The sequence below is a fragment of the Chroococcidiopsis cubana SAG 39.79 genome (assembly GCF_003991895.1).
Taxonomy (GTDB): domain Bacteria; phylum Cyanobacteriota; class Cyanobacteriia; order Cyanobacteriales; family Chroococcidiopsidaceae; genus Chroococcidiopsis; species Chroococcidiopsis thermalis.
Map to the genome: position 1 here is coordinate 1 of NZ_RSCK01000139.1, position 11,658 is coordinate 11,658.

Consider the following 11,658-nt stretch of genomic DNA (forward strand, 5'->3'; position numbering starts at 1 on the left):
AAAAGCCGTCTTTAGATATCCATCCTCATGGCTTGCCAGCTCTACCTCCTACTATTTTTTGAGCCGTCGAACTCACGTAGTTAAAATGAACAGCTCGCCGATGATGTCTTGCCGATACAACTGGTCGAAGGTATTGATTGCCTGCACAGTAGGAAAGGTTTGACCCGATTGAGTAATCGCTAGGACGATCGAATCTTTACCGAGTTGCAAGCTGCTAAAGTCGTGCTGAAGTTGCTGCAAAACTTCATTAGAAGAGATGACCCGCACATTGAGCCTCGGAAAGACGATCTTTAAATCTTGGGCAAATCTCTCTCCCAGCCACAAACTATTTTCTACACCTGTCACGAGCAGATCGACAGACGGTAATTGCTGCATGTGTTCGGTCAAGCCAGCACGCACCATTTTTTGCCACTTTTGCTCGAATTTATGTGCCTTTTCGCAAAAAAGTTGAACCAGATAATCTGCACTTTGGCGATCGAGCGAATCTGAATTCTGCCACGACAATTTAATTTCTGCCAAAGTTGGTGGAATGTCTCGAAGATCGGCGGCAATTGGATCTATGATGTCGTTTTCAGGATTTTTGATCTGCGGTAGATAGGGATGGTCTGCCATTGAGATCCATCTAGCCTTGAGTTCAGATAAAGCTACCTCACATTTTTGACTCATCGAGTAAACTTCAATGTCTTGAGAGCTGACTAGTGCGATTTCTCCCAATTTCTGGTCTAAATCCAAGCGGTAAGACTCTGGTAAATTCAGTAACACAGCATCAACGGCGGCTGGTTCGGAAGCGTAAACCATGTATGCGTCTTGCCAATTGAAGCCAATGGACATTGGTTGTCCTTGTGCGCTCAGTACTAATCGTCCCTCTTCTAGGGTAGAAACCGTAACTAAACCAAAACTCCCTTCGGCTCTCGACATGAAGGTTTTGGTGGCGAAATACAAGTCGTTGTGAAAGAAAGCATGAATTGCCGTTCTGACAAAAGTGACTCTTCTCTGCCAAGACCATTGGCTCATCGAGCTATCGTTGGTCGTTGCTTGTAAAATATCGTGTTCTAGATCGTTGAAGTGTTGGCTACTGACGGGAGAATTTGGAGCTGTTAAAAGCTGGCAATACCATGACTGCTGGCTCACAGATCTGTCATTGGTAGTCGCTTGCAAAGTATCGTGTTCCAGACAACAGAAGTATTGGCTACAGGCGGGAGAATCTGGAGCTGCTAAAAGCTTGCGATATAGCACGAAGATATTTTCAAATGTGGCAGCCCAATTACTGATATCTTGCGGGGAAGGGGCTGTATTCGGAGCATCAACGGCGGGTTTTTGTCCGCCAAAGGCTGACTCGATTGAAGGAGCGATCGCCAGTTGATAGGCTAATCTTACCGAAGCATCCCACATACCTTGAGTCACGAGTAGATCCATCATGCCCGCAATTTTGGGCGAATCTCCCCGCGTGTGGTTGGGGGTATGCAAAACTCTTTCTAACCACCAGCCTAACTCGGTATTTCCAATCGAGCGATCGAACAGCGTCCAAGCATCAAAATCGCCATTGTGGGTAATCCGATGATTGACGTTTTTGTACTGGTGAACCCACTCTCCCTCAAGAAATTGCCATACAGATGCTTGTCTGGCGCTCATCCATTCATGCCAATGAGTTTCTAATACAGCTGGGGGTCCGCTCGTGCCAAAGCGATAGTGCCACACCCCCATCACTGTTGATTCTAGGGGTTTAATACCTGCGAGTGCTGCTTTGCGTCTTTCCGCTGCAAAAGCTGTTTCTAGAGATGTTGTCAAATTGTCTCTTTTTTTGTTGACAACTTTTTTCCCGACAAATACAGTCTGGTTATCTCGGTTTGTCGCCACAACCAGTCCACCACCAGCTTGTTCGCCGCGAATTTCTGTTTCTCGTCCCATTTCGTGAAAGACATTTACCACTCTCTCTGGTAAAAGCTGGCGCGGATCGTCCGAAGCATTGCGCTGACCTAAAAAGCCAAAGTTACCGCAACAAAAAATCTCTGCAACTCCAGTCACTAATGCTGCCAGATCGGACCAGGAGCTAAGAATAATTAGTAAATTAGCACCCAGAAAAGTTTGATTAAACAACGTGCTAATCAAAGAGATCGCCTGACAATTACTCGTCCAAATATTGCCGAAACTATCAGAAGAAAGTTGCCATAATAGGGCAATAGCAAGAAGATTAAAACCAACCCCACCCAGAGCTTTAATTCTAATCCGCCAAGGAGTGCGATCACCTGCTGCTACCCATAAATCAGCTCGATCGCATCCAGGCATAAATATTGGTTCAAAAGGCAGTAGCGATCGCAAAGTTACAGCGATACTTCTATGTTCGAGAATATTGATGATATTCAGAGCGTTTAGTTGTCGGTCGAGAGTGGCGATTGCGATCGCGTGTCCCAAACCATGAATGAAAATGGCACTATTCCAGACTAACCTGAGTAGCGTTGCGATCGATAAGAATAGCAAAAAAGCCCAACAAAGATCGAGATTGCCTATACTAATAACTGCAACGACTGTAGCAGCCCCAATTTCGGGGGAAATATTTTTCCAGTCCAACGACTGAACTAAAAGCAATTGAGTAACTTTCATGAAAACAATCTCTTACCGAGAGAAAAATATTTTTTCTGAGCTTTAAAGATGCAGTTTTGATAGCTAAAATGATAATAAGACAAAGAGAAATTGAATCTATTTTTGCATCATTAAATACGACAGTTGTAGATCGATAAGAACTAGAATGTATGTAGAGCAATCTATTTTATCTTAGAGACTGTTTCTAGACGGTTATGAAGCTGTGGCATGAGACTGTGCTAATCATTTTAGCATCAATCGAATCATCACTGTGTACATCATTAACTCACCTCTGGTAAGAGTTCGTAATCCTTACTTAGACGAGGATAGTAATTTCACCAAGCAAAAGTTCGCTCTACGATCCAACGTTTAGGTAAAACTTAAAAATTAGATTGTGAGCGGCGAACTACCTCTACTTTGGCGCTCACCACCTGTGCCATCACACGAGCAAAATTTTCGCCATCAAAACCAGCATCTACCCAAATCACAAGTAGATTGCTACTTCTGTTCTTGAATCTCCACAACTTGGTTCGACAATTTTACCAGTGGCAACATTGAAGAACCGCAATTAAGCTTTGTGTGCCGTGAGGAATGTACTCAAATTCCCTTCTTCCAACTTTACCTGGTCGCATCGGTAAGTCTTTTTCTATGCGTTCAGTAGCTTGAATGGCTGTCATTTCATCAATAGACATTGTGCGTTCTCCGCCTTGGTAACGCTCAATTGCGCTGATGTATAAACCCGTAATATCTTCAACTTTTGCATCAAATTCTTCATCCTCAGAGGGGTTAACCAGTAGCGACAAGGCGTGGAGTTTAAGTTCAGCTTCCTTTAATAATCTAACTACATGACGAACCGATATACTTTTGACAATGCCTTGTTTCATAATTTCGTCTGTCAGTTCTCTTGGTGTCCAATGACTGATTGGTCGTCCGTAGTCTTCTGGTGGCGAACATGCCAGCGCAAATAGCAAGGGTTACTTGCTCCATACTAAATTTTACGGGTGCACCAGCACGCTCGGAGTCTTGCAATCTTTGGGGTATGGATAATTCGCATCCACAGGTTTCCAATCATCGGTTTCGCCATAAACGAGCCATAGCGATTTCGTGATGATTTTTCCCCTCAGATGCCAGTAGAATTATTTTGGCTCGTAGTACGATTTGTTGTGGTGTACTGTGTCGGTTTATCAACTGTTGCAGTTCATTCCGTTCAGAATCGTTTAGATTTAAGACTTTTGGAGCTAATCGTGCCACTTCTGATTCCTTAATTGTCAACTAAAACCACTTTTTATCTACTTACTTATTTTCCCATAATAATGATTGGGTTACTTATGCCGCGTTGTACTAGTTAAACCTGGGATGGGCTTTGGCTTATTCAATACGGCACGGCGAACAATCAGGGGTTATGAAATTATGAATATGATGCACAAAGGTAAAATTGAAAATGTGGAGAAAGGAGCCGTTAGGAAACGAGTCAAATTCATGTATCATATCTGCCATTAGGGAACGAGTCAAATTCATGTATCATATCTTTGGGGTAGCTGCATAATTCAACTCCTGGAAACAGAGTTCTCTGTTCAACTCAAGTTTTTGCAACACTACCTGGGAATGAGAAAGAGCAAGCACGATTTTTCACTCTACCACCTCCCGTCACCTCCCGTATCGAGCTTTACAACACAACTTTTTGAGAACAATTGTTCTCATATTTCGTCTTAAGTAAGTTGTTCTAAAATTTCTCCTAAAGCCACTTCTACTTCTACAGGTGTAAAATTACTGGACTCTACTAAAGAAGAGGATTCAGCAAGATGCGTTTGCATTGATAAATAAGCTTACTGTGCTACGGTAAGGGATGTCCTGAAGCTTGTAAAAATAATCCCAATATTGCTTGCAGACTCTCTCGCTGGTACTATATGGCATCACACCCAGCAGAGTGTAAACTGAACCTTGTCCCGCGCTTAAGGATGGTTGCCACAGCATAATTTAGCTGAAATTCCATCATTACTCGGATGAAAGTACTATGGCTTTCTCCATAAAGACTATCAGCTAGCACCAGTCGGATTTTAAATCCAAACTGCTGCACATAACGAATCATTTTTGCAGCAATCTGAGGTTTCGTTTGATATATATCTTCTGACTTTAATTTCTCCTTTGGTTTGTAGACCTCAAATGTCAATGGAAATGTCATCCCCTCAAACAATCCATATGCAGTTGCAGCAACTATCCCATTCTCTACTTTTCCTAGATCTCCAATCTACTGTCGTTTGACGTAATCAGTCGCATCTCCTTTTTTTCTATCTCCTATCTCATCAATAATTAGCACGAGTTCTCGCCCTGCCAACACTAGCAAAATTAATTTTAATCTTTCTTCTCCCAACTTTGATGCTTTCCACGGTGATTCTGTCAGGAAATGAAGTAGACCCTGCTCGTTATTTAATCCAACAGTTTTAGCAATCTCGCTTTTATGATGTAACCGTTCAGGGGATTGACAAAATTTAATCGAGAAAAACAACGGTAGCTGTTAGGGTAGCGAGATGAGTGAAATCGTTTCCACCTCGATTGAGCCGATTAGTGATTCAGACTGGGCACAAACGCCGGACAGTGTGAAGCGCAGTCTGCTGGGACGCATCGAGCAATTAGAACGACAATATGAGGCATTGAAAGCGGAAAACGCGATACTGCGAGAGCAACTTGGGCGCAATAGCCAGAACTCGCCAAAACCACCTTCCCACGATCAGCGTAAAGGGTTAAAGCCCAAGGAGAAGCAGGAGAAGGGGAAACCGCGAGGCGGACAATTGGGGCACGGCGGACATGAACAGAAGTTCTATCCGTTAGAGGCGTGCGAGACGGTCGAGGAACACTATCCCCAACACTGCATCAACTGTGGAGCCGTATTGCAGGGCAAAGACCCAGAGCCGTATCGGGTGCAGCAGGTCGAGATTCCCCCGGTGCTACCCGTGGTGAGGGAACATCGGTTTCATGCCGTGCGTTGTGGCTGCTGTGGTGTGAGTACAAGAGTCTGGGATGAGGAGGTCATCAGTGGCAGTCGCCATGGAGAACGGGTTGTCGCCACTGTAGGCATTTTGAGTGGGCAGTATCGGCAATCGCATCGGATGGTGCAAGGGTTGCTGGCTCAGTTGTTTGGGGTTGAGTTATCCGTCGGCAGTATCAACCAACTGCGGCAGGAGAGTAGCACCTCGGTAGCCGCAGCAGTGGCGGAAGCCCACCGGTATGTGCAACAGCAAGGACAGGTGAATGTGGATGAAACCAGCTTTGCTCAAGGCACCAATGACGGCAATAATGACAAAGGTCATAAGGGATGGCTGTGGGTGATGGTGACCCCATTAGTCAGCTACTTTGGGGTGTTTTTAAGTCGTTCTAGCCAGGTCTGCCAGCAGTTGTTGGGTCAGACGTTTAGCGGCATCGTGGGCAGCGACCGCGAAGAGTGCTTACAACCATTTGAGCTTTCAATGGGTGTGACCTAAATCTAATGTAAAAAGCTGAAATCATTGCAATTAGGTGGTTTGTGCTGTTTGCAATTTCAAATCTATAAATTCCTATTTTTTTTCTTTTGAATATTCAGCATCTTTTGCAGGACAAGAAAAGCTTGATTAAATAGAACATCCAATTTTGGTCACACTCATTTGAGCACTGAGCACCGACAGGTGTGTTGGGCGCATCTCAAACGAGATTTGACTCAAATTGCCGAACGCAAGGGTGTGGCGGGAGAACTCGGTCAAGCCTTGCTGGAACAACAGCGTTTATTATTTGAGCAATGGTATCGCGTGCGCGATGGAACATGGAACGCTGAGTCGAAGTGACTTTGCTGGGGTAGTGCAACCGATTCGAGAGCAGTTTAGGCAATTGCTCAGAGAAGGTGCAGGTTATGAAATTGCCCCCAAAGAGAAAACGCCATTAGCGAAAACGGTTCGCACATGCCAGCAACTGTTGAAAATCGAACCAGCGTTGTGGACATTCGTGACCACTGAGGGCATCGAACCGACGAACAATGTGGCGGAGCGGGCGCTTCGTCCGGCAGTGCTATGGCGCAAAAATAGTTTTGGTTCCCAGAGCCAGGCAGGCAGTTTGTTTGTCTCCCGAATGCTCACAGTCGCCACTTCTTTGCGTGCCCAAAATCGCTCGGTGTTGGAGTATTTAGTGCAAGCATGTCGAGCCTCCCGGCAAGGTCTACCAGCACCCTCTTTGTTACCGATTCAAGACCGCACCCCCTGAACAATTACTTTATGATTTACGTTTTATCTCTGAAATCATTCCGACATGCAAATATTTAAACGCTCCAAAACTTCTGACTTCTGGAAAGAGTTTCTGATACCATTCACAGTAGTCGTCCACAAATTTTATCGTGGGTGCAGCAACTCTAGGCGGCTTTGTTGCATGAATGAGAAAAGACCACACTTGACTTGAGCGAGTGGTTAATTAATCTTCCACTTTGTAGCTATCAGGCTGACACAGTTGAATCATGCGGTTGAGTGCCGCACATTGTAGAAACAATTCCACTGCTTGATTGTCAAAGGTGCGTCGTCGCAGCCTGCCCCCAAAGATACTCTTCAGCCGAAACATGGTTGTTTCAGACAACGAGCGTCGATGATAGCCACTCTCCTGCTTCCATCGCTTGCGTCCGACTTGACGAATCCGTCTTAAACTTTCATCTCTAGGATGCGGCGGGGCTTTACGGTTCCCATGTTGCCAAATTTTAGCGTTGCGTCGAGGGGGAATGGCGGCACTCGCTCCACGCTGGTCAATGGTATCGTAACAGTCTTGAGTATCATAGGCATCGTCGCCCGTCACTTGTGCAATGTCTTCGGCAATGGCATCAAGCAACTCGGGTAACACCTCACAGTCAGCAACGTCATTCGTTGTCACCGCTGCCGCTAAAATCTCCCCCGTCGCTTCATCAACTCCCAAATGCAACTTTCGCCATGTTCGCCGCTTGCTTGCCCCATGTTTGCGGACTTTCCATTCGCCTTCGCCATAAACTTTCACGCCAGTTGAATCCACTACCACATGCACTGCTTTGGTTTTGGGTACTACAGGCAACTCCACCGACAGCTTTCCCAATCGCCGTGACAACGTTGAGTGATCCGGCACTTCCACATCAATTCCCACTTCTCGTGAACAGTGACTCCACAAAGCCTTCCGTTTGTCGTCCGGCCAAGTGAAACAGTGATTGAATTGTTGCCATCGTGGCGATCGCCACGTCACTGTAGTAGTTGCTGGCTCCCCGTTTCCCTGTTTTTTGTTCGTTGCGCCACTGCCCGATGACTTCTTCACTCACCCAAAAGCTAACACTACCACGTTGCTTGAGTGCAGCATCGTACTCACTCCAGTTACGGACACCGTAACTCGCTTTAGCTTTTGTCTTCATTGGTTGCTTCGTCTTCAGGACATACTCAAAATCTAACTATCTTGACTTATTTGTGCAACAACGCCCGCTTCATGCAAGAACGTCATGATTAGGGCTTTTTCAAAACAATTGCTAGTCTCATTGTGGTGTAAAATTTTGTTAAAAAGATGAAAACTTGCTGGTAAGTTTTGGGCAGTAAATTCAAAAAGCATATTGCATAAAATTAACTCGATAACGAAACAAAGTATGAATAAATTTTGTTCGAGCTAGTCCAGCTATTTCAAATGCTTTACTTTGAGCAATTTCATAATTATCTCTGTATTTCAGCTTTACTGTGCAGCTATTGGGAAATCCTTAGTCTTCATCGGCAGATACTGGTCTTGCTGCCACAGGGGGAGTAGATTATCGAAAAAAGGAGATGATAGCTGTCCGGATTGACCAATCGGATGAATAAACTGGGAGTTTTCTAGATTGCTGAGGTCGATCAGTTGACGATAGCTAGATCCGTTTCGCATTAGAAAAGTCTGGGAATCGTATGTCCCAACATTGATAGTGTAGCGATCGCCCCCAAAGGGAACCTGACGGCTAATTGACGGAAAGGCTGGATTTTCAAACACTGCCTGATGAATTTCCCCCCACTGAGGTACGGCATTGCCAAAGTGGATCGCGACTTTTTGCAACGCTTCAGCAGCAATATTTAGGAATTGTTTTGGCGTTCCGCCAAAGACTAAATCGCCCTTCGAAAATGCTTGCAATAGAAAGCGAGGAGTAGGCTCTATCTGGTTCCCTGCCAAGAATTCCTGCTCGATCGCTGCTGCCGAAATCTTGGTCAACTCCGTGTACCATGCTTCAAAAACCGTAGCTGTTCTAGAGTCGGGACTAACATTACCATTCCACTCTAATAGTTGATTCAGCCAGTCTAAAGTAGCTGTAGGAAGGGGATCTAAGCTGTTTAAAATTGGTTGAATTCGCTCCAGAATTGGTTTGAAGTCGCGATAGAGTAGAGTTATTTGGTCAAGTTGAATTGCCTGCATATCTTGCAAAGATAGCTTATCCTGACTCAAGATCAGCTCGCGGATGCGCTCTGCTCGATAAGGTTCAGCCCATTCCAAACTAATCTGATAGGGATAAGAATCAGGCGCAACTCGATTGTTGGCAGTGACAACAAAACCCGATTTTGGGTTGTAAACTTGAGGCAGTTGCTCGAAGGGAATGAAGCCCTGCCAATCAAATTGACCCGTTCCTGGTACAGGTACAAGCCCAGTATGATCCCGTTGCCGGATAGGGATCTGACCAGGTGCGAAATAACCAATGTTGCCATCTACATCAGCATAAACAAAGTTGAGTCCAGGAGCAACGTAGGATTTTAGTGCTTGGGTGAATTCTTGCCAGTTCTTTGCTCGATTGATGTCTAGGAATGCACCCAGAGAGTTATCCTCTTGAGCCAGACTAACCCATTGCAGCGCCATTGGTTGACTAATTTCCAAGGCATCGGAGATGACTGGACCATAAACGCTTTCCCGCACTGAAACGACAACATCGTCCCTACCCAAAACTTTGATTGTTTCTGTGCGGACTTGGTAGGGAAGAAACCGATCTTTGTAAACGTAACCTTTTCGATCTGGAGTTTCTGCCAGGATGTAGAGATCTTGCACATCTGCTAGTAAACTGGTTGCACCCCAGGTAATATGGCGATTGCGTCCGATCGCCACTCCAGGCTGTCCGGGCAAGCTAGCACCAATCGCCTTAAATGTAGGAGACTTAAGGTCTACCAGATACCAAGTGGACGGGATTTGCAGGCGGAGATGGGGATCGTTCGCCAACAGAGGCTTGCCTGTAGTGGTGCGATCGCCTGCAACCACCCAGTTATTTGAGGCTATAGGTGTGGGAGAGAATAATTGACTTAAAGCCAAGGTTGACTTCAGTGTCGCCTGCCCTGAGTTAGTTGAAGTATCGTAGGTAGTGGGTAAGGCAGGTAAAATTCTTCCTCGTTCCCCTTGTCTCTCCGCACGAGTTGATGCAGTCAAGCCGGGAATTTTCTCGATGTCCTCTGGCTGTAAAATGGTGACATCGCCCGTGTAGAGCGGAAAGATTTCTTGAATCCGCTCGAAGCTAAGTCCCCGTGCTAGCAGCTGAGAACGAAATAATTCACTCTCAAAATTAGTCGATAGTCCTAAGCTTTGTAACTTCTGTAGCGCCAAAACATCAGCTGGCTGCCACGGTTCGGGTTTATAGCCCAACTGTTGAAATTCTTCAGATAGGGGAAGATTCTGATTGAGATAGGCGTTAACTCCCTGGGTGTATTGCTCTACCACCTGTTTAACTTTATGAGGCAGGCTGTTATACGCTGACTGGGCGGCGCGGTAAAGCCCGATGCTACGATTGAGCGTATCTTGTTCCAGGGTTGTCTCACCGAGTACCTCGGAAAGCCGACCTGCAACGGTTCGGCGCTGGAAATCCATTTGCCACAGGCGATCGCTAGCGTGAACAAACCCAAGGGAGAAAAATAGATCGTTTTCATTTTTTGCCTCAATGTGAACCACCCCAGACGGTTCGCGAAACACTTCTACCTTGTTTTCTCGCTTTGGTAAGTTGAGCGACAAGTCCAAATCTAAATTTTTCGTGGCGGGTACTTGACCGATCGTCTTACTAGTTGCCGTGTCGAGCGCACTCCAAGATTCACCTGGGATCGGAGCGTCCGAGGGCGCTAGGGTATATGGTTGATTAGAGTTTGAGGGCGCGAGATATTTTTCACGAGCAGCACTACTAATTGTCGGTACGATCGGCAGCAATGCCACGATAACAACTACGATCGCCCATTTCCAGAATGAAGATTGTTTCATTTCTGTGATTCACTATCCTGGCTACCATGCAATATTTTATAGCCTCTGCTATGTTTTTTGAAAGTTCGATGTTTATCATTTCGCATCCAAAAAACCACTACGAATTAAGTAGTCAAAATAAGTATTCAGTAACTTATTGTCTACCGCAGGGCAGATAATCGAACTTTCTGCTAGCGCGGTCTACATTGCTTGACAGCTAATTTTCGGTTCTCTAGCTGGTTGATGTTCTGGAGAATATTTGAGCAAGAAAGGTAAAAGAGGATATAAGGGATGCGACTGCGATCGCGCTTGGTTACTAAGCTGTACCTGCCAATCTTGATAAGAAACATACTAAATGGGATAGCTTAAAGAACGAAGAAAATCTGTTAGCTGATGCCAAGAAATAGGTTGAGGATTGTGTAAATGGAAAGATTTACCAAGTGCTTCGCGTTGTCTGGATAGATAGACAATGCTTTTGCTGACATAATCAACCGGAGATAAATCCAATATGTCAGTTATACCAGCCATACTTCCCATTTGGATGCAACCTTCGATCGTTCGACAAATAATATCATCTGTATACCAAGTACCTGTTTGACTATGACCGGAAATAAAGGGTGGTCTGTAGACAGAAACGAGAATACCTCGCGATCGCGCAATATTAGCTAATTTTTCGGTAACTCATTTACTTTGAGAGTAGGTAAGTTTCATGCCAGAGCTATGAGTAAGTGGGTCTGATTCGTCCACTATTTTTCCTAAATAAAAAGATGACTCAAAAACAGCAATGGTAGAAATATGATGTACCCCTTTAATTTTATCTAACTGGAGTTTAGACTAACCAATGACAAAATGACTCAGCAGTACTGAGTTAACAAGCTACCCAGCTAAAAATATAAA

Annotated in this window: 3 protein-coding genes and 7 pseudogenes; 3 read left to right on the plus strand and 7 right to left on the minus strand. The window is 45.1% G+C overall.

Annotated features, from left to right (window positions below; genetic code table 11):
- Positions 1-72 precede the first annotated feature (72 nt).
- On the minus strand, positions 73-2,601 hold the full coding sequence (locus tag DSM107010_RS34475) for a hypothetical protein (protein ID WP_199755960.1): 2,529 nt from the start codon (positions 2,599-2,601) through the stop codon (positions 73-75).
- Between the two features lie 518 nt (positions 2,602-3,119).
- Positions 3,120-3,551 (minus strand): COG3415 family protein, encoded by a 432-nt coding sequence (locus tag DSM107010_RS40595; RefSeq protein WP_199755961.1) that lies wholly within the window; start codon positions 3,549-3,551, stop codon positions 3,120-3,122.
- Positions 3,552-3,921: 370 nt separating this feature from the next.
- Between DSM107010_RS40595 and DSM107010_RS43385 the strand changes: the two are divergent.
- Positions 3,922-4,080, plus strand: a pseudogene (locus DSM107010_RS43385) (IS6 family transposase); the annotation flags it as partial.
- Positions 4,081-4,543: 463 nt separating this feature from the next.
- Here the strand turns inward: DSM107010_RS43385 and DSM107010_RS41760 are convergent.
- Positions 4,544-5,035, minus strand: a pseudogene (locus DSM107010_RS41760) (transposase); the annotation flags it as partial.
- Positions 5,036-5,108: 73 nt separating this feature from the next.
- Here DSM107010_RS41760 and DSM107010_RS34505 point away from each other — a divergent pair.
- Positions 5,109-6,029 (plus strand): annotated as a pseudogene (locus DSM107010_RS34505) (IS66 family transposase); the annotation flags it as partial.
- A gap of 186 nt (positions 6,030-6,215) precedes the next feature.
- Positions 6,216-6,807: pseudogene (locus tag DSM107010_RS34510) on the plus strand (IS66 family transposase); the annotation flags it as partial.
- Between the two features lie 12 nt (positions 6,808-6,819).
- Here DSM107010_RS34510 and DSM107010_RS34515 read toward each other — a convergent pair.
- The 4 genes and pseudogenes from DSM107010_RS34515 to DSM107010_RS42615 form a co-directional block, all read right to left on the minus strand.
- Positions 6,820-6,975: pseudogene (locus DSM107010_RS34515) on the minus strand (IS701 family transposase); the annotation flags it as partial.
- A gap of 36 nt (positions 6,976-7,011) precedes the next feature.
- Positions 7,012-7,960: pseudogene (locus DSM107010_RS34520) on the minus strand (IS5 family transposase).
- Between the two features lie 308 nt (positions 7,961-8,268).
- Complete coding sequence (locus DSM107010_RS34525) at positions 8,269-10,782, minus strand: penicillin acylase family protein (RefSeq protein ID WP_106169872.1); 2,514 nt, start codon at positions 10,780-10,782, stop codon at positions 8,269-8,271.
- Positions 10,783-11,112: 330 nt separating this feature from the next.
- Positions 11,113-11,427 (minus strand): annotated as a pseudogene (locus DSM107010_RS42615) (SDR family oxidoreductase); the annotation flags it as partial.
- Between the last annotated feature and the right edge of the window lie 231 nt (positions 11,428-11,658).

Bases quoted from the DNA above. Each gene is read 5' to 3' on its own strand.
- DSM107010_RS34475 (WP_199755960.1), bottom strand. From the start codon at position 2,601: ATGAAAGTTACTCAATTGCTTTTAGTTCAGTCGTTGGACTGGAAAAAT.
- DSM107010_RS34525 (WP_106169872.1), bottom strand. From the start codon at position 10,782: ATGAAACAATCTTCATTCTGGAAATGGGCGATCGTAGTTGTTATCGTG.